The following is a 23056-nucleotide window of genomic DNA, read 5'->3' as shown; positions in this document are numbered from 1 at the left end:
GAAGGGTCCGGGCCGGAGTTTTCGAAAACTCCGGCGGGTCCGCCCGGGGCGCGCGGGCGGATTGACCTTGCGCGCGGGCCGGGGGAAAGTCCGGCCATGAGCCAGAATTTCACCGCCCGCCTGACCCGCCGTCCCATTGCCTTTGACCGCGCCCAAGGGGCCGAGGCGCGGGCCGCCCTGTCCGGTCTTCCGCCCGAGCTGGCGCCGTTGATCGAAGGGGCGGCGGGGTGCAGCCCCTATCTGCGCGACCTGATGCGGCAAGAGGGCGACTGGCTGCGCCCGGCGCTTGGCCTTGCGCCGGAAACCGCGCTGGCCGCCGTGCTGACCGGGCTTGAGGCGGTGCCGGTTGACGGGCTGGCAGCGGCGCTGCGACAGGCCAAGCGGCGGGTGGCGCTTTTGGCGGGGCTGGCTGATCTGGGCGGGGTCTGGGGGCTGATGGAGGTTACCGGCGCGCTGACGCGGCTGGCCGACCGGGCGGTGGACCTGACGATGCGGCGGCTGGTGGCCGAAGAAATCCGGCGCGGCAAGCTGCCGGGGCAGGGGCCGGACGATGCTGCGACCGCAGGCGGCATGGTGGCGCTGGCCATGGGCAAGATGGGGGCCGGGGAACTCAACTATTCTTCGGATATCGACCTGATCTGCCTGTTCGATCAGGAGCGGTATGGCGCCGACTGGTCCGAGGCGCGGGCGGCCTTCATCCGCGTCACCCGCAAGATGACGGCGATCCTGTCGGATGTCACGGCGGGCGGCTATGTCTTCCGCACCGATCTGCGGCTGCGCCCCGATGCCAGCGTCACGCCGGTCTGTCTGTCGATGGCTGCCGCCGAAGCCTATTACGAGGCTGAGGGCCGGACGTGGGAGCGGGCGGCCTATATCAAGGCCCGTCCCTGCGGCGGCGACCTCGCGGCGGGAGAGCGGTTTCTGAAAACCCTGACCCCCTTCGTCTGGCGCAAGCATCTCGACTATGCCGCCATCCAGGACGCCCATGACATGCGCCTGCGCATCCGCGAGCATCGCGGGCTGAATGGCCGGGTCGAGGTGGAAGGCCATAACATGAAGCTGGGTCAGGGCGGCATCCGCGAGATCGAGTTCTTTACCCAGACCCGGCAGTTGATTGCAGGCGGGCGCGACCCCTCGCTGCGCGACCGTGGCACGCTGGCGGCGCTGGCGGCCTTGGCGCGGCAGGGCTGGATTCCCGAGGCGGTGACCGAGGAACTCTCCACGCTCTACATCGCCCACCGCGAGGTGGAGCATCGTTTGCAGATGGTCGCCGATGCCCAGACCCATACGATGCCCACCAGTGCCGAGGGCGTGGCCCGCATTGCCGCCTTCTGCGGCCAGTCCGAGGCCACTTTCCGCCGCGACCTGCTTGACCGGCTGGCCCGGACCGACCGGCTGACCGAGGGCTTCTTTGCCCCCGCCGCCGCGGAAGAAGGCCCCGAATTGTCCGACAGCGCCCGCGCCATCGTGGCGGGCTGGTCCAGCTATCCCTGCCTGAAAAGCGACCGGGCACAGGCCATCTTCCGCCGCCTGCGCCCGGTGCTGCTGACCCGCCTTGCCCGCGCCGCCAACCCGGACGAGGCGCTGGTGGCGCTGGACGGATTCCTTGCCGGTCTGCCCGCCGGGGTCCAGCTTTTCGCACTGTTCGAGGCCAATCCGGTGCTGGTCGATCTGATCATCGACATCGCGGGCACGGCGCCGGCGCTTGCGCGGCATCTGTCACGCAACGCTTCGGTGCTGGATGCGGTGATCGGCGGCAGTTTCTGGGCGCCCTGGCCGGGGATGGCGGCGCTGACGCAGGAACTTGCCGCGCGGCTGGCCGGGGTCGCCGATTACGAGGGCAAGCTCGATTCGGCCCGCCGCTGGATGAAGGAATGGCATTTTCGCGTGGGCGTGCATCACCTGCGCGGGCTGATCGACGCCTTCGAGGCGGCGAAATCCTATGCCGATCTGGCCGAGGCCGTGATTGCCGCCCTCTGGCCGGTGGTGGGTGAAAGCGTTGCCCGCCGCCATGGCCCGGCCCCGGGGCGTGGTGCCGTGCTGGTCGGCATGGGCTCGCTGGGGGCGGGGCGGCTGAATGCCGGGTCCGACCTTGACCTGATCGTGATCTATGACGCGGCGGGGGTCGAGGCATCGGAGGGGCCGCGCCCGCTGGCGGCGCGGGCCTGGTATGCCAAGCTGACCCAAGCGATGGTGACCGCACTGACGGCGCAGATGGCCGAGGGGCGGCTTTACGAGGTGGACATGCGGCTGCGCCCTTCGGGGCGGCAGGGGCCGGTGGCGACCTCGCTCGACAGTTTCCGCAGCTATCAGCAGAGCGAAGCCTGGACATGGGAGCATCTGGCGCTGACCCGGGCGCGGGTGCTGGCGGGTGAGCCATCGCTGGCCGGTGAGGTCGAGGCGCTGCGCCGCGCTGTGCTGGCCGAAAAGGGGCAGGCGGCCAAGGTGCGCCCGGACGTGGCCGAGATGCGGGCGCGGCTGGCGGCGGCCAAACCCGGCGAGGGGGAATGGGAGGCCAAGCTGGGCCCGGGCCGCCTGATGGATATCGAGCTGATGGCGCAGACGCTGGCGCTGCAATCGGCCAGCCCGGCGCGGCAGGTGGAACGGCAGATCGCGGCGGGGGTAAAGGCCGCAAAAGCGTCGGATTCCGACGCGCAGACGCTGCTGGATGCCTACAGGCTGATGTGGCGGCTGCAATGCGGGGCGCGGCTGTTGTCGGACCGGGTGGTGGACCCCGGCCGTCTGGGCGAAGGTGGCAGGGCGTTCCTTCTGCGCGAAACCGGGGCCGGGACGGTTGAAGAGCTTTCGGACCGGCTGGCGACGGCGGCAGGACTTGCCGAACGGGTCATTTCGGCCCATCTGGAGCAACAGGGCTAGGAGTGGCCGGTGGGGAGACGGGTGTTGGAACTGAGCGAGGCCGATCCCAAGGGGCTTGTGCGCGAAAGCTATCGGATCGAGGGGATCACCCTGGGCGAATGCCGCTCGATCTTCATCGACTGGGCACTGAGCCTGCCGGTGGGCGCCCATACGCCTGACGCGCTGCGCCGCCTGATCGCGGAATATGGTCTGGCCGAACCGGATCACCCGATGAGCGGCGTGCTGGAAGCCGCGCTGACCGCGCCCGAGGCGCCGCGCCGCCGGGGCGGACGAGCGGCCCGCGTGGCAGCAGAGCCGCGCGCCGAAGGCTGACCCTCAGCCCCGCGCCGCAGCTTCGAGCGCGGGGCCGTCCAGCTTGACCATTGCCATCATCGCCTGCAGCACGCGGGCGGCGGCGGCTTCGTCATTGGTGGCCATCAGGCGGGGCAGGGCGCGGGGAATGATCTGCCAGCTTACCCCGAAACGGTCTGTCAGCCAGCCGCAGCGGCTGGCGCTGCCACCGTTCAGCAAAGCATCCCAGAGGGCGTCCACTTCGGCCTGCGTTTCAAGATGCACCTCGATCGAGGCGGCGGGGGTCAGCCGGTAATGCGGCCCGCCGTTGAGAAAGCTGTACCGCTGGCCCAGAAGGTCAAGCTGCACCATGAAGGCGGCGCCGGGATTGCCGCGCTGCGGGAAGACGTGGCGGATGGTCGAGCCGGGCAGCAGGCGGACATAGGTTTCCGCCGCTTCCAGCGCGGCATCCTCGAACCAGAGGCAGGTCTGGACGGTGGGGGCAGTCATGGAAGCCTCCGCAAGGATGGGCAGATTGCCCATCCTACGGCGCAAAAGGCGCCCCGTCAGCCCCGTTTGAGGCCCGCCGCCTCTGCCGCAAGGCGGGTGACCGTATCCCAGTCGCCTTTGGCCAGCGCCTCTTTCGGCGCGACCCAGGAGCCGCCGACGCAGAGGATGTTCTTCAGCGCCAGATAATCCGGTGCGATTTTCAGGCTGATGCCGCCGGTGGGGCAGAATTTCACCTGCGGAATGGGCGAGCCGATGGATTTGAGATAGGCCGCCCCGCCGGCCTGTTCGGCAGGGAAGAACTTCTGCACGGTAAAACCCTTTTCCAGCAGCGCCATGATCTCGCTCGCGGTGGCGGCACCGGGCAGCAGGGGCAGCCCCTCGTCCTCGCAGGCGGCAATGATCCGGTCGGTGGCGCCGGGGCTGACGCCGAACTTCGCGCCCGCTGCCTTGGCGGCCTTCACATCGGCCGGGGTCAGGAGCGTGCCCGCCCCCACCACGCCGCCCGGCACCTCTGCCATGGCGCGGATCGCATCCAGCGCCTGCGGCGTGCGCAGCGTGACCTCCAGCGCAGGCAGCCCCCCCGCCACCAAGGCGCGCGCCAGCGGCACCGCCTGCGCCAGATCGTCGATCACCAGAACCGGCACCACCGGCGCCAGGCGGCAGATTTCGGCGGCCTTCAGGGATTGTTCGGCGGGGGTCATGTCGGTCTCCTTTTCGCCAGACGGCGGGGCGGCTGAGAGGGCAGGTGCCTCTGGCGGGGATATTTGGGCCAAGATGAAAGCGGCCATTCATCTTGGCCCAAATACCCCCGCCGGAGGCGAAGGTCGGGCAGGGGCGGTCGGGGTCAGACCACCACGGCGGCGCCGGTTTCGGCGGGGCCGACAGTGCGGCGGAAGGCGTCGAAGAGTTCGCGGCCGATGCCATGGGCATTTGCCGAGAGGTCGGGGCGGACCATGGTGCGGCCCGAAAGGTCGGCGGTGGTCGAAAGCGTGCCCGCCACCGCATCCAGCCGGACGACATCGCCGTCGCGCAGGAGGGCCAGCGGGCCGCCGACGGCGGCTTCCGGCGAGACGTGGATCGCGGCGGGCACCTTGCCGCTGGCGCCCGACATCCGGCCATCGGTGACCAGCGCCATTTTCAGCCCGCGCTCTTGCAGCACCGACAGCACCGGCGTCAGCGAGTGCAGTTCCGGCATTCCGTTGGCCTGCGGCCCCTGAAAGCGCACGACGACCACGGTGTCGGAGGTGAATTCACCCGCCTTGAAGGCGGCCTTGACCGCTTCCTGATCGTGGAAGATTCGGGCGGGTGCTTCGATGATGTGGCGTTCGGGGGCGACGGCGGAAACCTTGATCACGCCGCGGCCGAGGTTGCCGGACAATTGCCGCAGCCCGCCGGTCGGCTGGAACGGATCGGCGGCGGGGCGGACGATCTTGTCGTTCAGGCTGGTTGCCGGGCCGTCGCCCCAGATCAGCCGCCCTTGATCCAGCCGGGGCTCCTGCCGGTAATGCGCCAGCCCGTCGCCCGCCACCGTGCGGGCATCGGCGTGCAAGAGCCCCGCGTCCAGCAACTGTCCGATCAGGAATTGCAGCCCCCCCGCGGCGTGGAAGTGGTTCACATCGGCAAGGCCATTGGGATAGACCTTGGCCATCAGGGGCACCGCCTGGCTGAGGTCATCGAAATCGGCGAGGTCCAGAAGCACTCCCGCCGCCCGCGCCATGGCGGGCAGGTGCAGCACGAGGTTGGTCGAGCCGCCGGTGGCCATCAGCCCGACGATGCCGTTGACGAAGGCGCGTTCGTCCAGCACCTCGCCCGCAGGGCGGTAGTCGTTGCCAAGGGCGGTGATGGTGGCGGCACGTTCCACCGCCGCCGTGGTCAGCGCCTCGCGCAGGGGGGTGCCGGGATTGACGAAGCTCGCGCCCGGCAGGTGCAGGCCCATGAATTCCATCAGCATCTGGTTGGTGTTGGCGGTGCCGTAGAAGGTGCAGGTGCCCGGGCCGTGATAGCTGGCCATCTCGGCGGCCATCAGATCGGCCCTGGTCGCCTTGCCTTCGGCAAAGAGGTTGCGCACGCGGGATTTTTCATCATTCGGGAGGCCCGAGGTCATCGGCCCCGCAGGCACGAAGACGGCGGGCACATGGCCGAAGGTGGCGGCGGCCATGATCAGGCCGGGCACGATCTTGTCGCAGACACCCAGATAGAGGGCGGCGTCAAAGGTGTTGTGGCTCATCGCCACGCCTGCCGCCAGCGCGATGACATCGCGGGAAAAGAGCGAGAGTTCCATGCCGGGCTGGCCCTGGGTCACCCCGTCGCACATCGCGGGCACGCCGCCTGCGACCTGTGCGGTGGCGCCGGCCTTGCGGGCGGCCTCGCGGATGATCTTGGGGTAATCCTCATAGGGCTGATGGGCCGAGAGCATGTCGTTATAGGCGGTGACGATGCCGATGTTGGGCAGCCGCGCTTCGGCCAGCGCGGCCTTGTCGGTGCCCATCGCGGCATAGGCATGGGCCTGATTGCCGCAGGCCAGATGCCCGCGCGCCGGGCCTGCGCGCCCCGCCGCCGCGATCCGCGCCAGATAGGCGGCGCGGGTGGCGGCAGAGCGTTCGCGGATGCGGTCGGTAACGCGGTCGATGGCGGGATGCAGCGGCATGGCAGCCTCTCTCTCTGGCGGGTTGGCGGGGTTTTAGCAGGATTTGTTAGCGCTAACAACCCTTCGGCGACCCAGAACACCGAATTTGTCATCCACCGGGGCGCCCGGCGCTGCTAATCTGGCCAGGACAACCACCGGAGACCGCATGCGTATTGTGACGCTTCTTGCCTGCCTCGTCACGCTTGAACTTGCCGCCTTGCCGGTTTTGGCCGAGGGGCTTGCCGATCACAAGGCCCGGGCGGAAGGGGTGGAGCAGCTTTACGACGCCGGGGATTATGCGGCTGCCGAAGCAGCGGCAGTGGCCTTGGCCGCGCAGGCCAGCGCCGAGTTCGGGCCGGATTCGCCGCAGGTGCTGGATGTGCAGATCGCGCTGGCAAATGCCCTGCGCCAGCAGGACAAGCTGGAAGAGGCCGTGGCGATGTTCCGTCATGTCCACGCCCGCTGGCTGGCGACCAAGGGGGAATACCACCCCCGCACCCTTGCCGCCGCCAATGCGCTTTCGGTGATCCTGTCCGAGACCGGCCGCGCGGATGAGGCGCTGCCTTTGGCGGTGCAGACGGTGCGGGTGGCCGAGACGGTTCTGGGCGACGATGCCTATATCGTAGTGAAATGGCGCTACAACCTTGCTTCGACCTACAGCAGGCTGGGCTACAAGGAAGAGGCGCTGGCCTATTATGCGCAGGCGCTGCAACAGATGCGGGTGGCGACCGATCCCGGCGCGCCGCGCGATGCCGCGACGGTGGCCCGCAGCATCGCCCGTATCCAGACCGATCTGGGCCGCCCCGATGCCGCCGCCGATGCCTATGCCGAGGCGATCCCGCTGTTCGAGGCGGCTTTCGGCCCGCGCCATCCGCAGACGGTCTATACGCTGGTCGAATATGGACAGGCGCTCTGGCGGTCGGGGCGGCGTGACGATCTGCCGGCCCATGTGCAGCGGGTGGGCGCGCTGGTCGCGGAACAGTTCGGGGCGCAAAGCCTGCCGATGTCCGACATTCTGGCGCAGCGGGCGCTTCTGGCGACCCGGGGCGGCCCGGACAGCCCCGGCTTTGCCGAGGGGCTGGCGTTGCAGGCCGAGGTGGTGGCGCTGCGCGAAAGCCTGTTGTCGCCGACGGCAGGCCCCACCGGGCGGGCGCGGCTGGACCATGCCGCAATGCTGGCCGACAGCACCGATCCCAAGCAACTGCGCCGCGCATGGGAGGAGCTGAAGCTGGCCTCCGAGGCGGGGGCGGGCAGCCGGGCTTTTGCCTATGACCTGCTTGTCAGCCTGCGCGACAGCGGCGGCATGGCGCCCCGGGAACTGGCCGATGCCGTGCTGATGGTGGCGCAAGAGGCGCAGGGTTCGGCGGCGGCGGGATCGGCGCTGATTCAGGCGCAGCGCCTTGCGCTGGGCGAGGGGGAGACGGCGGCGCAGTTCCGCGCCGCGACCGATCTGGGCGAGCGTTCGGCACAGTTGCAGCAGGCGCTTCTGGTGCAGACCAACCTGCCGCTGGCCGAGCGGGATGCGGCGCGCGAGGGGCAGATGCGCCGCGATCTGGCCGCGGCGCGGGCGCAGGCGGATGACCTCTGGGCGGCGCTGGATGCCGATGCGCCGGGGATGATGGACCTGATCGGCGGCGGGCGCCTGACCTTGGACGAGGTGCAGGCGGCCCTTGCCCCGGATGAGGCGCTGATCATCCTCGACATCAGCCCGGTCGAGGGGGACGCCCAGATGGCCATGGCGATCAGCCGCGAGGCGGTGGACTGGCACCTGCTGAACTGGACGGCCGACAGCTTTACCGGCGCGGTGGCCGATACCCGGTCGGGCATCGCGCTCAAACTGGGCACGCGGGCGGCGGCGGCGCTGGACGATGCCCCTGTCGAGGCCAAGGTGGAGTTCGACCTTTACGCGGCGCAATGGCTTTATGCCGAAACCATCGGCGCGCTGGAGCCGGTCTTTGCCGGCAAGGCGCATCTGATGTTCGACCTGCGCGGCGCCGTGGCGGGCCTGCCGCCGCACCTCATGGTGCGGGCTGAGCCGCAGTCGGACGACCTGACAGAGGCCGACTGGCTGGTGCGGCACCATGCGGTGACGGTGCTGCCCTCGGTCTTTTCGCTGCGCACCATCGCGCTGGCCCGGGGCAGGGCGCCCGCGCCGGAACCGCTCTTGGCCTTTGCCGATCCGGTCTATGACCTTGACGAAGGCACGGCTCTGGTGGCCTCTCTCGATACCGCTTCGGCGGGGGTGCTGCGCGGGGCGCTGGCGCCCTTGCCCGAAACGGCGGATGAGGTGCGGGCGGTGGCCGCCGCCCTTGGTGCCCCGCCTACAGCGCTGCGCACCGGCGCTGCGGCCAGTGAGGCGGGCCTGAAGGAAACCCGGCTTTCCGATTTCCGCGTGCTGCATTTTGCCACCCACGGCCTTGTGACCGGCGATGTCGCGGGCCAGACCGTGCTGGGCGAACCGGCGCTGGCGCTGACCCCGGGGCGGGGCGAGGACGGCTTTCTGACGGTGAGCGAGATCCTTGCGCTCGACCTGCGGGCCGATTGGGTGGTGCTGTCGGCCTGCAACACCGCGCAGGGCAATGAACCCGATGCCGAGGCGCTGTCGGGGCTGGCGCAGGCGTTCTTCTATGCCGGCGCCCGCGCCCTCATGGTCAGCCACTGGCCGGTGGAAAGCCGCTCTGCCGCGCATCTGATGACGGAAACCTTCCGCATCCGCGCCGAGACCCCCGGCCTGCGCGCTGCCGAGGCACAGCGCCGCGCCATTCTGGCGATGATCGACGCGCCGGGGGGGAAATGGTCGCACCCTGCCTATTGGGCGCCCTTTGTTCTGGTCGGGAGCCCGGATTGAGCCGTTTCTTTGCCGTTCTGGCGCTGGTCCTGACCCTTGCCACCTCCGCGCCCGCAGAAGAGGCGCTGACCCCGGCCGAGGTGGACGAGGTTGCCGGGCTGATCGAGGCGACACTGGTGGTGGGCGGCGACTATGCCCAGGCCGAAGCTTCGGCGCAGCAGTTCTATGGGCTGGTGTTGCAGGATTTCGGCGAAGAAAGCCGGCAGGCGGTGCAGATCGAGTTCCTTCTGGTGCTGGCTGCCGCCGCGCAGGACCAGCAGGACCGGGCCGAGGCGCTGGGCTATCAGCTCATGCAAAAGGCGCAGCGGGTGCTGAAACCGGACGATCCGCTGCTTTATCGCTGTGCGGCCGCCTATGCCGTGGGGCTGCGCAGCACGGGCCGCGGGGGCGAGGCGCTGGGCCTTGCCACCGAGGCGCTGGCGCTGGCCGATGGCGCGCTGCCGCCGGGCGATCTGGCGGTGGCGGAACTGCGCCTCTTGCAGGCGCAACTGGCGACCGAGGCGGGGCAGGGCGACCTTGCGGCCGCGATCTATGACCAGCTTGCCGACAGTCTGCGCGACCGGGACGATCCGCAGACCCGCAACCTGCGCGCCATGGGGATGATCGGCTGGGCGGGTCTGGTCAACGACATTCAGGGCCCCGAAGCGGCCATTCCACTGTTGCAGGCGGCGATTGCGGCGCTGGATGCCAATTTTGCCACCCTGCCGCGCCCCAGCCTGCAACCGCTGCGGCTGACCACCGAAGGCCAGTTGATCGAGGCGCTGCACCTGACCGGGCAAGACAAGGCGGCGCTGGCCATTCTGGAGGCCCGCCTGCCCGAGATCACCGCGCATTACGGGCAAGACAGCCCGTTCTGGGCCGACATGGCCTTCCTTCAGGCGGTCATTCTGGCGGGGGACGATCCGGCAAGCCCGGGGGCGGCGCGGGCGCTGGTCCTTATGCGGCAGGTGGTTGCGGTGCGCGAAGCCACCCTTTCGCCCGACACGATCGACCTTTTACGGGCGCGGGTGAACCTTGCGATGCTGCTGGCCAGCACCGGGCAGGGGGCCGAGGCGCTGGCGCAAATCCACGCGCTGGGCGGGGCCGCGCTGCCGGGCGGGCGGATGCAACTGACCTATATCCTGCGTCTGGCCGAGGAATCCGGCGCCCTGACCCGCGAAGCGGCGGTCGAGGCGATGCTGGGCTGGTTGCAGGAATCGCAAGACAGCGGCGCTGCGGCGGCGCAGATCCTGCTGACGCAGCGGTTGGCTGCGGGCAGCGGGCGGGGGGCCGACCTTTTGCGCGCCCGCACCGATACCCGCGCCCGGCTTGAGGCGTTGCAAGGCGAATTGGCCGCGCTGACCACGCTGCCCGTGGATCAGCGCGACCCGGCCGCGATTGCGACGCTGCGCGACGCGATTCGCAGCCAGATGGAGAGCGCCGCCGAAATCCGCACCGCTCTGGAGACCGAGCTTCCGGCGCTGGCCGAGGCGACCGGCCGCCGCGCCCTGACGCTGGCCGAAATCCGCGCCGGGCTGGGGCCGGAGGGCGCGCTGGTGCTGCTGGACGTGCCGCAAGACCCGGATGACCCCGGCCTGATCATCGCCGTCAGCCGCGAGGCGGTGGACTGGCACACCCTGCCGGCGCCGGGGCCCGAGATTGCCGCCGCCATCGTTGCCCTGCGCGCCGGGATCGACCTGCGGCTGGGGGTGCGGGGGGCCACGGCACTCGACGATGCCGCGCCGGTCGCCACGGGCTTTGACCTTGACCGGGCGCATTGGCTTTACCGCCAGCTTCTGGCGCCGGTGTCGGGGGTGATCGCGGACAAAACGCAGCTCTTCTTCGATCTGCGCGGCCCGGTTTCCGCCCTGCCGCCGCAGCTTTTGCTGGCCAGCGCGCCGCAATCGGGCGACATGGCCGCCGCCGACTGGCTGGTGCGGCACCATGCGGTGACCATCCTGCCCGCGATTTCGGCCCTGCAACACAGCGGCGCGGCGGGTCCGGCGGCGGGCGAAGGGCTTTTGGCCTTTGCCGATCCGCAGTTCGGCGCGATGCCGGCGCAGACGCAACTGGCCCTGCGCGGCGGCCTCGCGCCCCTGCCGGAAACCGAGGGCGAGGTGCGGGCGGTGGCCGCTGCCCTGCACGCCCCCGAGGGCAGCCTGCATCTGGGTGCGGGGGCGAGTGAGGCGGCGCTGAAATCGGCGGCGCTGGGCGATGTCGGGCTGCTTTACTTCGCCACCCACGGCCTTGTCAGCGGCGACAGCGTGGGGCAGGCGGCGCTGGCGGAACCGGCCCTTGCCCTGACACCCGGCGGCGGGGAGGACGGGTTCCTGACCGCCTCGGAAATCGCCGAACTGCATCTGAACGCCCGGTTTGTCGTGCTGTCGGCCTGCAACACCGCCGCCGGTGGCGCCCCGGGGGGCGAGGCGCTTTCCGGTCTGGCGCAGAGCTTTCTCTACGCCGGGGCGCGCGGGCTGCTGGTAAGCCATTGGCCGGTGGAAAGCCGCTCTGCCGTGGCGCTGATGACCGACCTGTTCCACCGCCGCGCCGCAGCCCCCGGGTTGAGCGCTGCCGATGCCCAGCGGCAGGCCATCCTTGCGATGATCGACCATCCCTCTGATCCGCGCTGGTCGCATCCGGCCTATTGGGCGCCGTTTGTTCTGGTGGGGCAACCGGACTGAACCCCGGATGATTGTTTCCAAAACAGAATGAAACCGCGGCATCACCGCCGAAATGTGCCGGATTCTCCGCAATCCAGCCACATTTACCGGGCATTAAGGACGAAAGCCTCGCCTGTGAGGCACAGCCAGAAGGCCCGGATCATGCCCTCGCCCCGTTTCCTGATTGCCCTGCCGCTTGTCGCCGCGCTGACCGCCTGTGTCAGCCCCGATCCTGCCAGCCGTGCCGCCGTCGTCGTCTCGCCGCAGCAGCCGGCCAGCGTCGGCCATGACGCGGTTGCCCCGCGCAAGGTGCTGAAGGCGCAATATGACGTGCGGCAGGTCGCCATCTCGGTGCCGCGCGACCTGCGGGTATCCGAAGCCAATGTGTTCTACCCGATCGCCGATGTCGTCTGGCGCGGCGAGCCGCGCGGTGACCGCTATGCTCAGGTCGAACGGATCTTCCAAGAGGCCGCCGCCGAAGCATCCGGCCCGATGACCCATGGCCGTGCGGTGAATGTGGTGATCGAGGTGACCCGCTTTCACTGTCTGACCGAAAAGACCCGCTATACCGTGGGCGGCACCCATGCGCTGCATTTCAATCTGACCGTGACCGATGCCGCCACCGGGCAGGTGATCGACGGGCCGCGTGCGGTGGTCGCCGATATCAAGGCTTCTGGCGGCGCGCAGGCGATTGCCGAGGATCAGATGGGCCAGACCCAGCGCGTCGTCGTGGTCGCCCGGCTGGCCGAGGTGATCCGCCGCGAACTCTCGGCACAGGTGACCGACCCGGGGCTGGTCAGTCAGGCGCTGACCCCGGCGCCGGTGCTGGTGACGGCACAGCGCTAGGCTTTCGCAACCGCGCAGAACAGGCTAAGGGGAGGTCATGATGACCTCCCCTTCGCATTCCGCCCCCGCCGATCCCGAAACCGCAGCCTCCCGCGGCCTGCCCGTGGTGCGCCTGAAACCCAAGGCCGAGGCGCGGGCGATCCGCCACGGCTTCCCTTGGGTCTATTCCGACGAACTGGTGACCGACCGGCGCACGCAGGCGCTGGCCCCCGGCGCGCTGGCCGTGCTGGAGGATGGCGAGCGGCGGCCCTTGGGGCTGGTGACCGTCAACCTCAAATCGCGGATCGTGGCGCGGATGCTGGACCGCGATCCTGCGGCGGTGATTGATCAGGACTGGTTCGTGGCCCGCATCGCGCGGGCGCTGGCGCTGCGGGCGCGGCTGTTTGCGGCCCCCTTTTACCGGCTGGTCCATGCCGAGGCCGATGGCCTGCCGGGCGTGGTGATCGACCGTTTCGGCGATACCGCCGTGGTGCAGCCCAATGCCGCTTGGGCCGAGGCGCATCTTGCGGCGCTGGTGGCCGCCCTTGTGCAGGTGACGGGCGTTTCGGCGGTGGTCAAGAACGGCACCGGCCGCGCGCGCGGGCTGGAAGGGTTGGCCGAGGAAACCCTGCTGCTGCAAGGCGCGGTGGACGGGCCGGTTCCGGTGCCGATGAACGGCGCCACCTATCTGGCCGATGTGCTGGGCGGGCAGAAGACCGGGCTTTTCTTCGATCAGCGCCCGAACCACGCCTTTGCCGCCGCGCTGGCGCGGGGCGGGCGGGTTCTGGACGTGTTTTCGCACGTCGGCGGCTTTGCTCTGGCGGCGCTGGCCGGTGGGGCAGAGGCGGCGCTGGCGGTGGATGCCAGTGCTGCGGCGCTGGCGCTGGCCACGCAGGGGGCGGCGGCTTCGGGCTTTGCCGACCGTTTCACCACGCGGCAGGGTGATGCCTTTGACGTGCTTGAGGCTTTGGGGACCGAGGGCGCGCTGTTCGATCTTGTGATCTGCGACCCGCCGGCCTTTGCGCCCGCCAAACCGGCGCTTGAGGCGGGCCTGCGGGCCTATGAGCGGATCGCCCGGCTGGCGGCGCCGCTGGTGGCGCCGGGCGGCTATCTGGTGCTGTGTTCGTGCAGCCATGCCGCCGACCTTGCCGCCTTCCGAAATGCCAGCGCCCGTGGCATCGGGCGGGGCGGGCGGCGCGGGCAGTTGATCCACACCGGCTTTGCCGGGCCGGATCACCCGATCCTGCCGCAACTGGCCGAGAGCGGCTATCTCAAGGCGCTGGCCTTCCGGCTGGACGGCTGAGGATGCGGGCGGTTCTGGACGCCTGCGTTCTGTATCCCACCGTGCTGCGCGAAGTCCTTCTGGGGGTGGCGGCGCGCGGGCTTTACGAACCGCTCTGGTCCGACCGCATCCTGCGCGAATGGACGCGCGCCACGGTCAAGCTTGGCCCCGAGGCGATGGCGGTTGCCGAGGGGGAGGCGCTGCTGGCGCGCGCGGCCTTTCCGCGTGCTGTCGTGCGCGAACAGCCCAATATCGAGGCGCGGCTGACCTTGCCCGACCCCAATGACATCCATGTGCTGGCGGTGGCCATCGCGGGCCATGCCGATGCCATCGTGACCTTCAACGCACAGGATTTTCCCCGGCCCGTGCTGGCCGACGAAGAGATCGAACGGCGCGACCCGGACGGGTTCCTGTGGGAACTCTGGTCAGGCCATCCAGCCGATGTTTCGGCGGTGGTGGCGCAAGTCCATGCCACGGCAGAGCGGCTGTCGGGCGGCGACATCCCGCTGAAAAAGCTGCTGAAACGGGCGCAACTGCCGAAGCTGGCCAAGGCGCTGGGGGTTTAGCCAAGTTTCTTGGAAGAAACTTGCAAATCTCTTCCAAGAGATTTGGAAATTCGTTGCAACGAATTTCGTTACGCGGTCTGCCAGCGGCGCTCCATCGCTTCGATCGCGGCGATGCGGTCTTCTGTGGCGGGGTGGCTCATCATCCACGCGGGCGGCTTGCCAGCCGCGCCGCCGGTCAGCGCACCCAGTTTGCGGAACAGCGATTTCTGCGGCGCGGTGCCGATGCCGGCCTTGGTCAGCAGGGCGGCGGCATAGGCATCGGCCTCAAATTCATCCCGCCTGCTCAGGCGGGCCATCATCGCGGTGGAAATCAGATTGGCGATCCAGATACCGATGAAGGGCAGAAAACGGTTCAGCACTGCCGACAGCACGACGAAAACCGCATTCTGCCCGGTAAAGTCGATCATCCGCCGCCGCAGATGGCCCAGCGCCACATGGCCCAATTCATGCGCGATGACCGAGGCCAGCTCTTCGGCCGTGACCAGCCCCTGTGCCTTGCGCGCCAGAAAGGCCCGCGTCAGGTAAATCTGGCCGTCCGGCGCCGCGAGACCGTTGACCACATCGGCGTCAAACACATTGACCTTGATCGCGGGCAGGTCCAGCGCCCGCGCCAGCCGCGCGGCCAGCGCCGTCACCTCGGGGTCGCGCAGCGGCTTTGAGCCTGCCGCCAGCGATTTCTGGGTCTGCCAGACCGAGAATTTCATCATTGCCAGCGCATAGGCGATGGCCAGCAGGGCGGGGATCAGAAGCGCGCTCATGCCGGGAATATGGGCAGGCGCCGGTCGGGGTTCAACGGCTGCGTTCCTTGCGGATCACCGCCAGCAACCATAGGCCCAGCCCCAAGGCCACCGCCGCCGCCGCCAGAAATCCCAAAACCGACCCGGCCAGCGCCGAAGCGGCCTGAATATTGCCGCCGAACACATGGCCAAGCCCGGTATAAAGCCCGCACCAGACCGCCTCGCCCGCGATGCCCCAAAGGGTGAAGCGCGCCCAAGGGTAACGCAGGCTGCCCGCCGTCAGGTTCACCCAAGGGCCGAGCGGCGAAAAGAGCCAGCGCGTCAGAAACACCGCCAGCCCGCCGCGCGCGGCCATCAGCGCGGCGGCCTTGTCCAGCGCCACCGCCCGCGTGCCGTCGCGCCCCACCAGCGCCAAAAGGCGGCGGCCGCCATGGCGCCCCGCGGCATAGCCGATCTGGTCGCCCGCCACCGCGCCGGTCAGCGCCGCCGCCATGGTCTGCCACAGCACCAGATCGCCCGCCGCCGCAAATCCCCCCGCCGTCAGCATCATGAGCGAAGCCGGGATCGGCAGCGCAAGACACGAGGCGAGCGTGGTTCCCGCCAGAAGCCACAGACCCCAGACCGGGATCAGCGCCAGCAGTCCATCGGTCATGGCGCGGCCCGGCGCGCCGCCTCTTCGGCGCGGATCGCCGCGATGGCGGCCTCGATCCGGGTGATCAGTTCGGCGACGGTGACATGCTGTTCACCGGCCAGTTCCACCAGCGGCTTGGGATGGCCCTGCGGCGGGGGCAGGCCGACCCGCGCCTCGATCTCTTGCGGGGGCACCTGCCAGCTATGGGCGATATAGCCCAGCGTCATCCAGGGTGTAATCCCCTCATCGCGGTGATTGGCCCAGTAGATGGCCTGCACCGTGAAACGCGCCGCAAAGAACAGCGCCAGCGCGCAGGCCAGAACAAAGGCACTGACCAAGAGCCGGTGGCGCCGCCAGAGGGTGAAAGCAGAGGAAAGCATCAACGCAACTCCCTGATCCCGCGGGAAATTCCTTCCAGCGTCATCGGCACCATCCGCCCGCCGAAAATCTCGGAAATCAGGCGGGTGGACTGGGTATATTGCCAATGCGCCTCGGCCACGGGGTTGATCCAGAGATGGTTCGGCCATTGGTCACAGGCGCGTTGCAGCCAGACTTTGCCAGCCTCGGGGTTCCAATGTTCGTTGGCGCCGCCGGGATGCAGGATTTCGTAAGGCGACATCGCGGCATCGCCGACGAAGATCGCCTTGTAATCGCAGCCATAGCTGCGCAGCACCTCCCATGTCGGGGTCTGGGCGTTCCAGCGCCGGGCATTGTCGCGCCAGACGCCTTCATAGAGGCAGTTGTGGAAGTAGAAGGGCACCAGATGCTTGAACTCGGCCCTTGCGGCGCTGAAGAGTTCCTCCATCACCTTGACATGCGGGTCCATGCTGCCGCCGATGTCGAGAAACAGCAGCACCTTCACCGCATTTCGCCGCTCGGGCCGGGTCTGCACGTCGAGCCAGCCGTTATGCGCGGTGGCGCGGATCGTGCCATCCAGATCCAGCTCCTCGGTCGCACCGTCGCGGGCCCAGCGGCGCAACCGGCGCAGCGCCACCTTGATGTTGCGGGTGCCCAGTTCAACCTGATCATCCAGATTGCGGAATTCGCGCTTGTCCCAGACCTTGACCGCGCGCTGGTGGCGGCTTTCGTCCTGACCGATGCGCACGCCTTCGGGGTTATAGCCATAGGCGCCGAAGGGGCTGGTGCCGGCGGTGCCGATCCATTTGTTGCCGCCCTGATGGCGTTCCTTCTGCTCGGCCAGCCGGGCTTTCAGCGTTTCCATCAGCTTGTCAAAGCCGCCAAGCGCCTCAATCGCGGCCTTTTCCTCGGGCGTCAGATGCTTTTCGGCCAGTCTGGCCAGCCAGTCTGCGGGCAGGTCCAGCGCCGCGACCACTTCTTCGGGGGTGATCGCCTCAAGCCCCTTGAAGGCGGCGGCAAAGGCGCGGTCGAAACGGTCAAGGTGGCGCTCGTCCTTCACCATCACGGTGCGGGCGAGGTAGTAGAACCCTTCGGCGTCATAGGTCACCAGACCCGCCGCCATGCCTTCGAGAAAGCCCAGATATTCCCGCAGCGAGACGGGAACCCCTTCACCCCGCAACGCCTGGAAGAAGGGCAGGAACATCGGCTACCGCGCCATGCGGTCGATGAAGATGGTGGCGAAGAGGCCCAGAAGCGTGAAGGCAATGGCATAGCCCGCCGCATATTGCAGGATGTCCAGCCGCCTGCCGCCGCGCCGTTTGGCGGTCAATCCGCCGATTGCCGCCCCCAGAATGAACCCGCCAATGACGATCAAGCCTGCCCCCGCCTGTTGCGGCAGGGGCCATTGCCCCGGCCTATCCGCGCGCCCCGCGCGCCCCCAGTTGGGCGATCTCCGCCGTCCGGGCCCGCACCTGCCGCTCTGCGCCGAAGCCATAGCGCGCCCAAGGCTGACTGTCGAGACGCAGCGCCTTGGCCTCGGCCACGCGGCCAAGGTTCTCAAGCGCTTCGGCCTTGATCAGCATGAGCGTGGCCAAGAGCCCGGCATTCTGCGCCGCCCGAACGGCCGGAATGGCGCGGTCGGCAAAAGAGATTGCGGCTTCGTTCTGACCCGAGGACAGGGCGACGGCCGCAAGCTGCATATCGACATGGGCAACGTGAACCTCGCCCCCCGGCAGGGCGCGCCAGATGCGGCGCGCTTCGGTAAAGGCGCGCACGGCGCGTTCGGGGTCCGACACCACCTGCGCCCGGCCCACCGCATACCACGAAAAGGCCAGCCGCCCGTCGGTCCAGCCCTGCGCCATGGCCATCGACAGCATCCGCTCTGCCGCCGAAAGTCGGCCATCCGGGCCGCCGCGCACGCCAAAGGCATTCTCGACCGCGGCAACCCATGTGCGCGGCGCGATGGATTTCGGATCGCTGGGCAGGCTCTGCCCGGCCGGGTTCAACCGGGCAAGGATGGCGGGCAGCCGCGCCGCCACCTCGGCTTCGTTCATCGCCGAGCGGAGTTCCGGCGCATAGTGCAGCCGCAGCATCAGCATGTCGAAGCCGGTCAGGACGGTGTGGAAGTTGTCGTCGTTATAGACGGAATCGGTCAGGTGATAGAGGTCGTTCAGCGGCCCGAGCGCCTGCGCCATTTCCTCGTGCAGGCAGTCGCGCACCTCTTGCGGGCTGGTGTCCGAGGGCACGAAGATCGCCACATGCTCGCGCCGGGTCAGTTGCGCCCAATCCACCGTCGCGGTGTTGCGGGCGGCGCGGTATTCGGCAAAGGAACTGACGTTCGGCACCACGAAACAGGCGGCGGTGGGCACCACGCGCTGCATGGCGCTGCGCGGCTGGAATTCAATGGTGATCGAGGCGGCGCTGCCCGGTGCGGCGGGTTGCAGGTCAAGCCCGGCCTCGCTGCGGAACCGCGTGATCAGGCGCTGCAATTCGGCCTGCGCGCTGGCGGGTACGTCGCCGCGCAACGCCACGGTGATCGGCCCTTCAAAGCGCGTCAGGACCGGCAGGCTGCGCCCGCTTTCCATGCGGAATTCAAGGTCAAGGAAGTCGCGGGCCAGCTCGGCATTGCCCCGCCCGGGCGAGCGGGTGACCGGCGCTGCAAGCGTCTCTGCCGGTGGCAGGCTGACGCCAAAGCCCGCTTCGGTGGCGGTGCTTTTGGTCACTTCCGCAGCGGGTGAGACGGCACAGGCGGAAAGCAGGCACAAGGCCAGAACAGACAAGGAACGGTGCATGGCTTGGCAGCTCACAACCATATATGGCGGGGGCGCACCCCCGGATTGACAGGCTGGGCGTCCGGCTGCCCCGCGTGCCGCCGGCCAGCGACCCCGAGGAGGATGCCCCCGCATCCCCCTCGGCGTCAGTCTGGCCGGGCTTTGGCCCGCACGGTCTCCGCACGCCCCCGGACCGGGTATTCCCCCCCGATCCGACGACGGGGACCGGACGCGGCCCCCACCGCTTCCCGCCCCGGATTGCCCCCTCTCTTCACGTCCCCACCCCCGAAAGGGTGTTGGTCCTGACCTCCCCCGCGCTCCTCCGGCCGCAGAAGCCGAAGCCGCGATCTGGTGTTTTCCGCAGCGGAATTCACCGGGATTTGGAACCAATGGGCCGATCCGAGACAGGATCTTTCCTGTAGACGAGACAACAGAGCCCAAGTGTCGGCATCGGGGCGTGTTTGTGTCAATGTCGAGAATTTTACCGACCGGGCCGCTCTCTACCCATCGCGTCGGGCGGCGTGTGCGACGCCAGATTTGGCAATGAATTATCACGCAATATTTCAAAATATGTCATAAAATGCAAATGCGTGATCTGATTGTGGCAAGACTGTGGCTAAATCCCGGCAGAATCGCCCGATTCGGACTTATCCACAGTCTTGAAGCCTATCGCTGGCCCCGCGCCATGAAGGCGAGACGCTCGAACAACTGCACGTCCTGCTCGTTCTTGAGCAGCGCGCCATGCAGGCGGGGCAGGCTGTGCTTGCCGTCGCGCCGCAGGTCTTCCGGCCCCAGATCCTCGGCCAAGAGCAGTTTCAGCCAGTCCAGCACTTCGGAGGTGGAGGGTTTCTTCTTCAGCCCGGGCGTTTCGCGCAGCTCAAAGAACTGGGTGAGGGCGGTGGTCAGAAGCGCCTCCTTGATGCCCGGATGATGGACGCGGACGATGGCCGCCAGCGTCTGCGGATCGGGAAAGCGGATGTAGTGAAAGAAACAGCGGCGCAGAAAGGCGTCGGGCAATTCCTTTTCATTGTTCGAGGTGATGATCACCACCGGGCGGTGCCGGGCGCGGACCGTCTCGCCGGTTTCGTAGACATGGAACTCCATCCGGTCGAGTTCCTGAAGCAGGTCGTTGGGAAACTCGATATCGGCCTTGTCGATCTCGTCGATCAGGAGGACCACGCGCTCCGGCGCCTCGAACGCCTGCCAGAGCTTGCCCTTGCGGATGTAATTGGCCACGTCATGCACCCGCGCCTCGCCCAACTGGCTGTCGCGCAGGCGGGAAACAGCATCATATTCATAAAGGCCCTGCTGCGCCTTGGTGGTGGATTTAACATGCCACTCGATCAGCGGCATTCCCAGCGCTTCGGCCACCTGCCGGGCAAGCTCGGTCTTGCCGGTTCCCGGCTCGCCCTTGACCAGAAGCGGGCGCTGCAATGTCACGGCGGCGTTGACCGCCACGCTCAGGTCGGGGGCGGCCACATAGGCCGCGGTGCCGTCAAATCGCATGGACCTATCCCTTCGCTCTGCTGCTGCCGCGCAAGGGATAGGCCGGGCGCGGCGGCAGGGCAAGCCGCAGACGGTTTGGCCGGGCAGGCTGTCAGTCGCCCGAGAAAGCGAAGGTTCCGGCACGGCTGGAGGTCGCGGCACTCCACCCCGTCAGATCGCGCCAGCATTCCTCGACCTTCAGGAGGGCGGCCTTCGACCCGGACAGGTTCAGCTCGGTCTCGGCCGGGCCGACATGGACATAGATGTTCTGGCCCTCGGCCACGGCCTGCCGCATCTCCAGCGGGAAGGACGCATAAACCCACACTCCGTCGCCGTAATAGGTGTCGGTGAAACTGTATTTGTCCACGTCGATCGAACCCGGATATTCGCCCTCTGCCGCAGCCGAAGTGTAGGGCAGGACAAGCTGCCAGCCGCCCGCGGGCGGCGTGTTGAACACGATGGGCATGGCCTCGGGATAGGCTGAACAGCCGAATTGCTCGCTCTTGACCACGGTCCAGTCGCGGACCGTGGCATAAAGCGTGCCGCCCGAGACGGAATAATCGGCGTCCTGGGCAATTGCGGGGGCCGCCGGAAGGGCCAGCGCAACGAGGAGCAGAACGGAACGCGCAGTCATATCGGATGCCCTCCGGGGCAGGGTGACAAGGACACCGCCGGGCTGCGGCGGCGGCAGGCGCGGTGAACGGCGGGGCCGCTTGCGGGCCCGACTGTCAGCACCGGCGCGGCTGCAACTGAGGCGGGCTGGCGGGCGGCCTGTCAAGCCCTTGCTGCATGGTCGGGTCGCCCGGGCCGCTCTGCGACATCCTGTGCTTTGTGTAGTGACATCCCCTGTCCATTGCGTTAAACGCCCGGCCAACAGGAGCGCGCCATGACAGAAGCCCACCTGTCGGTGCGAACCGACGCAAAGGAGAGTGCTGCGATGAAGCCAGAAGTCTTCCTTACCGACGACTACCGTCCGGCCGAAGACGAGCCCTTCATGAACGACCGGCAACTGGAATATTTCCGCCGCAAGCTGATCGTCTGGAAGCAGGAACTTCTCAGCCAATCCGCAGAGACCATCGACAACCTGCAGGATTCGGGCCGCAACGTGCCCGACATCGCCGACCGCGCCAGCGAAGAGACCGACCGGGCGCTGGAACTGCGCACCCGCGACCGTCAGCGTAAGCTGGTCGCCAAGATTGATGCCGCCCTGCGCCGGATCGACAATGGCGAATACGGCTACTGCGAAATGACGGGCGAGCCGATCAGCCTGAAGCGGCTGGACGCCCGCCCGATCGCCACCATGACGCTGGAGGCGCAGGAGCGCCACGAGCGCCGCGAGAAGGTTCACCGCGACGACTGATCGCGGGGCGCGGGCCTTGTGCCCGCAGCCGGTTGTGAAAAGATGACGCCGGGCCGCGAGGCTCGGCGTTTTGCTTGGCGGAGGGGTGATGCAGGGGCAGGAGGTGACGATCCTCGGCGCCGGGGTGGCGGGGCTGGCTCTGGCCCGAGCGCTGGCGCTGAAGGGGGCGGCGGTGACCGTGCTGGAGCAGGCCGATGCCATCCGCGAGGTGGGGGCCGGGCTGCAGATCAGCCCCAACGGTGCCGCCGTGCTGCGGGCGCTGGGATTGGGTGCCGCGCTTGAGGCGGCTTCGCTGCGGGCGCGGGCGGTGGAACTGCGCGACGGGCTGACGGGCGATGTCGTGCTGCGGATGGACATTGCGCGGCTGCGGCCCGGGCAGGGCTATCACTTCCTACACCGCGCCGATCTGATCGCGCTGCTGGCCGAAGGCGCACGCGCCGCCGGGGTGCAGTTGCGCCTGTTGCAGAAGGTGGAAACGGTGGACCTGACGGGCGCGCGGCCGCGGATCGTCACGGCGCAGGGCGCCGCGATGACGCCCGCGTTGCTGATCGGCGCGGACGGGCTACATTCGCAGGTCCGCAGCGCGCTCAACGGGCGGGTGGCGCCGTTCTTTACCCGGCAGGTGGCCTGGCGCGCGCTGATCCCCGAGGTGCCGGGCGCGCCCGATGTGGCCGAGGTGCATATGGGGCCGGGCCGCCATCTGGTCAGCTATCCCCTGCGCGGCGGCACCCTGCGCAACATCGTGGCGGTGGAAGAGCGCGACCGTTGGGTCGAGGAAAGCTGGTCGCTGCGCGATGATCCGATGGACATGCGGCTGGCCTTCGAGGGGTTCGGCCCGCGGGTGCGCGGCTGGCTGGATCAGGTGCAGGATGTCTGGCTCTGGGGCCTGTTCCGCCATCCGGTGGCGACGACCTGGCAAAAGGCGCTGCCCGAGGGCGCCGCGGCGATTCTGGGCGATGCCGCCCATCCGACGCTGCCCTTTCTTGCGCAGGGCGCCTCGATGGGGCTGGAGGATGCCTGGACCCTGGCCGAGGCGCTGGCGGCAGGCGGGGCAGGGGCCTTGCCCGGCTGGCAGGCGCTGCGGCAGCCGCGGTGCAGCCGGATCGTGGCGGCGGCCAATGGCAATGCGCGGGCCTATCACCTGTCGGGGCCGCTGCGGGCGGTGGCACATCTGGGGCTGCGGCTGGGCGGGGCACTGGCGCCCGGCCTGCCGTTGTCGCGGTTCGACTGGCTTTACGGCCATGATGTGACGGCGAGGTCGTGACAGCCGGG

At 68.7% G+C, this 23056-nt stretch carries 20 protein-coding genes; 9 read left to right on the top strand and 11 right to left on the bottom strand.

Going from position 1 to position 23056, the window contains the following annotated elements; genetic code table 11:
- The first annotated feature begins 96 nt into the window (after positions 1–96).
- On the top strand, positions 97–2877 hold the full coding sequence (locus HS053_RS08280; protein ID WP_174210750.1) for a [protein-PII] uridylyltransferase family protein: 2781 nt from the start codon (positions 97–99) through the stop codon (positions 2875–2877).
- Positions 2878–2901: 24 nt separating this feature from the next.
- Positions 2902–3189, top strand: a complete 288-nt coding sequence (locus HS053_RS08275) for a hypothetical protein (RefSeq protein ID WP_174210749.1) — start codon at positions 2902–2904, stop codon at positions 3187–3189.
- Positions 3190–3192: 3 nt separating this feature from the next.
- On the opposite strand, the gene HS053_RS08270 is transcribed toward HS053_RS08275, so the two are convergent.
- From HS053_RS08270 to edd, 3 genes are all read right to left on the bottom strand, one after another.
- Positions 3193–3657 (bottom strand): VOC family protein, encoded by a 465-nt coding sequence (locus HS053_RS08270; protein ID WP_174210748.1) that lies wholly within the window; start codon positions 3655–3657, stop codon positions 3193–3195.
- Between the two features lie 56 nt (positions 3658–3713).
- Complete coding sequence (gene eda / locus HS053_RS08265) at positions 3714–4358, bottom strand: bifunctional 4-hydroxy-2-oxoglutarate aldolase/2-dehydro-3-deoxy-phosphogluconate aldolase (RefSeq protein WP_174210747.1); 645 nt, start codon at positions 4356–4358, stop codon at positions 3714–3716.
- Between the two features lie 143 nt (positions 4359–4501).
- Positions 4502–6304, bottom strand: a complete 1803-nt coding sequence (gene edd, locus HS053_RS08260; protein WP_174210746.1) for a phosphogluconate dehydratase — start codon at positions 6302–6304, stop codon at positions 4502–4504.
- 145 nt (positions 6305–6449) lie between these two features.
- On the opposite strand from edd, the gene HS053_RS08255 reads away from it, so the two are divergent.
- From HS053_RS08255 to HS053_RS08235, 5 genes are all read left to right on the top strand, one after another.
- Positions 6450–9131, top strand: coding sequence for a CHAT domain-containing tetratricopeptide repeat protein (locus HS053_RS08255; RefSeq protein ID WP_174210745.1), 2682 nt, complete (start codon positions 6450–6452; stop codon positions 9129–9131).
- Positions 9128–11791 (top strand): CHAT domain-containing protein, encoded by a 2664-nt coding sequence (locus HS053_RS08250; protein WP_174210744.1) that lies wholly within the window; start codon positions 9128–9130, stop codon positions 11789–11791. The genes HS053_RS08255 and HS053_RS08250 overlap by 4 nt, the downstream gene beginning before the upstream one ends.
- A 141-nt stretch (positions 11792–11932) precedes the next feature.
- A complete protein-coding gene (locus HS053_RS08245; protein WP_174210743.1) occupies positions 11933–12616 on the top strand; it encodes a DUF6778 family protein in 684 nt (227 codons plus the stop codon).
- A gap of 40 nt (positions 12617–12656) precedes the next feature.
- Positions 12657–13898, top strand: coding sequence for an RSP_2647 family RNA methyltransferase (locus HS053_RS08240; RefSeq protein WP_174210742.1), 1242 nt, complete (start codon positions 12657–12659; stop codon positions 13896–13898).
- Between the two features lie 2 nt (positions 13899–13900).
- On the top strand, positions 13901–14443 hold the full coding sequence (locus HS053_RS08235) for an RSP_2648 family PIN domain-containing protein (protein ID WP_174210741.1): 543 nt from the start codon (positions 13901–13903) through the stop codon (positions 14441–14443).
- Positions 14444–14511: 68 nt separating this feature from the next.
- Here HS053_RS08235 and HS053_RS08230 read toward each other — a convergent pair whose 3' ends face one another.
- The 8 genes from HS053_RS08230 to HS053_RS08195 all read right to left on the bottom strand — a co-directional run bounded on the left by HS053_RS08230 (position 14512) and on the right by HS053_RS08195 (position 21058).
- Positions 14512–15201 (bottom strand): M48 family metallopeptidase, encoded by a 690-nt coding sequence (locus tag HS053_RS08230; protein ID WP_174210740.1) that lies wholly within the window; start codon positions 15199–15201, stop codon positions 14512–14514.
- A 31-nt stretch (positions 15202–15232) separates the two neighbouring features.
- Positions 15233–15832, bottom strand: a complete 600-nt coding sequence (locus HS053_RS08225; protein ID WP_174210739.1) for a DedA family protein — start codon at positions 15830–15832, stop codon at positions 15233–15235.
- A complete protein-coding gene (locus HS053_RS08220; protein WP_174210738.1) occupies positions 15829–16191 on the bottom strand; it encodes a hypothetical protein in 363 nt (120 codons plus the stop codon). Before HS053_RS08220 ends, HS053_RS08225 begins: the two co-directional genes overlap by 4 nt.
- On the bottom strand, positions 16191–17372 hold the full coding sequence (locus HS053_RS08215) for a vWA domain-containing protein (RefSeq protein ID WP_174210737.1): 1182 nt from the start codon (positions 17370–17372) through the stop codon (positions 16191–16193). Before HS053_RS08215 ends, HS053_RS08220 begins: the two co-directional genes overlap by 1 nt.
- A gap of 3 nt (positions 17373–17375) precedes the next feature.
- Complete coding sequence (locus HS053_RS08210; RefSeq protein WP_174210736.1) at positions 17376–17543, bottom strand: hypothetical protein; 168 nt, start codon at positions 17541–17543, stop codon at positions 17376–17378.
- Positions 17544–17583: 40 nt separating this feature from the next.
- A complete protein-coding gene (locus HS053_RS08205; RefSeq protein WP_174210735.1) occupies positions 17584–18960 on the bottom strand; it encodes a DUF2927 domain-containing protein in 1377 nt (458 codons plus the stop codon).
- Between the two features lie 645 nt (positions 18961–19605).
- Positions 19606–20445, bottom strand: coding sequence for an AAA family ATPase (locus HS053_RS08200; RefSeq protein WP_174210734.1), 840 nt, complete (start codon positions 20443–20445; stop codon positions 19606–19608).
- A gap of 91 nt (positions 20446–20536) precedes the next feature.
- The gene (locus HS053_RS08195) at positions 20537–21058 is read right to left on the bottom strand and encodes a hypothetical protein (protein ID WP_174210733.1); all 522 of its coding nucleotides are present in this window, start codon (positions 21056–21058) and stop codon (positions 20537–20539) included.
- Positions 21059–21361: 303 nt separating this feature from the next.
- Here HS053_RS08195 and dksA point away from each other — a divergent pair, with 303 nt between their 5' ends.
- Both dksA and HS053_RS08185 read left to right on the top strand, forming a co-directional pair.
- Complete coding sequence (dksA, locus tag HS053_RS08190) at positions 21362–21784, top strand: RNA polymerase-binding protein DksA (protein WP_174210882.1); 423 nt, start codon at positions 21362–21364, stop codon at positions 21782–21784.
- 88 nt (positions 21785–21872) lie between these two features.
- Positions 21873–23048, top strand: a complete 1176-nt coding sequence (locus tag HS053_RS08185) for an FAD-dependent monooxygenase (protein ID WP_174210732.1) — start codon at positions 21873–21875, stop codon at positions 23046–23048.
- Positions 23049–23056 lie beyond the last annotated feature (8 nt).

It is taken from the genome of Tabrizicola fusiformis (genome assembly GCF_013328815.1).
Taxonomy (GTDB): domain Bacteria; phylum Pseudomonadota; class Alphaproteobacteria; order Rhodobacterales; family Rhodobacteraceae; genus Fuscibacter.
The sequence above is the reverse complement of the archived record's forward strand: the minus strand, read 5'-3'. Positions and strand labels throughout refer to the sequence as shown.

Coding starts and splice junctions, on each gene's coding strand:
- HS053_RS08205 (WP_174210735.1), bottom strand. CDS start 18,960: ATGCACCGTTCCTTGTCTGTTCTGGCCTTGTGCCTGCTTTCCGCCTGT.
- dksA (WP_174210882.1), top strand. CDS start 21,362: ATGAAGCCAGAAGTCTTCCTTACCGACGACTACCGTCCGGCCGAAGAC.
- HS053_RS08280 (WP_174210750.1), top strand. CDS start 97: ATGAGCCAGAATTTCACCGCCCGCCTGACCCGCCGTCCCATTGCCTTT.
- HS053_RS08245 (WP_174210743.1), top strand. CDS start 11,933: ATGCCCTCGCCCCGTTTCCTGATTGCCCTGCCGCTTGTCGCCGCGCTG.
- HS053_RS08215 (WP_174210737.1), bottom strand. CDS start 17,372: ATGTTCCTGCCCTTCTTCCAGGCGTTGCGGGGTGAAGGGGTTCCCGTC.
- edd (WP_174210746.1), bottom strand. CDS start 6,304: ATGCCGCTGCATCCCGCCATCGACCGCGTTACCGACCGCATCCGCGAA.
- HS053_RS08195 (WP_174210733.1), bottom strand. CDS start 21,058: ATGACTGCGCGTTCCGTTCTGCTCCTCGTTGCGCTGGCCCTTCCGGCG.
- HS053_RS08270 (WP_174210748.1), bottom strand. CDS start 3,657: ATGACTGCCCCCACCGTCCAGACCTGCCTCTGGTTCGAGGATGCCGCG.
- HS053_RS08235 (WP_174210741.1), top strand. CDS start 13,901: ATGCGGGCGGTTCTGGACGCCTGCGTTCTGTATCCCACCGTGCTGCGC.
- HS053_RS08200 (WP_174210734.1), bottom strand. CDS start 20,445: ATGCGATTTGACGGCACCGCGGCCTATGTGGCCGCCCCCGACCTGAGC.
- HS053_RS08230 (WP_174210740.1), bottom strand. CDS start 15,201: ATGAGCGCGCTTCTGATCCCCGCCCTGCTGGCCATCGCCTATGCGCTG.
- HS053_RS08220 (WP_174210738.1), bottom strand. CDS start 16,191: ATGCTTTCCTCTGCTTTCACCCTCTGGCGGCGCCACCGGCTCTTGGTC.
- HS053_RS08255 (WP_174210745.1), top strand. CDS start 6,450: ATGCGTATTGTGACGCTTCTTGCCTGCCTCGTCACGCTTGAACTTGCC.
- HS053_RS08240 (WP_174210742.1), top strand. CDS start 12,657: ATGACCTCCCCTTCGCATTCCGCCCCCGCCGATCCCGAAACCGCAGCC.
- HS053_RS08185 (WP_174210732.1), top strand. CDS start 21,873: ATGCAGGGGCAGGAGGTGACGATCCTCGGCGCCGGGGTGGCGGGGCTG.
- HS053_RS08225 (WP_174210739.1), bottom strand. CDS start 15,832: ATGACCGATGGACTGCTGGCGCTGATCCCGGTCTGGGGTCTGTGGCTT.
- eda (WP_174210747.1), bottom strand. CDS start 4,358: ATGACCCCCGCCGAACAATCCCTGAAGGCCGCCGAAATCTGCCGCCTG.